Here is a 203-nt window from a genome sequence, read left to right on the forward strand (position 1 = left end):
CATTATCTATCACGTGATGCTATTACGGACTACAAAGCTATCGTTTCATTCCCTGCTTATGCCATTCGCTCAGCCAAATCCATCAGTGACCATTTTAAGCAGTCCGGAATTGATGTTGAACTTCGAACATGTCAAGCTGAAGAGTTACGGGTAGAATATGGACAGGAAATATGGTGCTGTAATTTTCAGCGCCAGCCATCCCA

General features: G+C 43.3%; 1 pseudogene. It reads left to right on the top strand.

Annotated elements, in window-relative coordinates:
• A pseudogene (locus tag FDX22_RS30600) lies at positions 1–203 on the top strand (type III secretion protein HrpE); the annotation flags it as partial.

Source organism: Citrobacter sp. TBCS-14 (assembly GCF_005280805.1).
GTDB classification, from domain to species: Bacteria; Pseudomonadota; Gammaproteobacteria; order Enterobacterales; family Enterobacteriaceae; genus Citrobacter; species Citrobacter gillenii.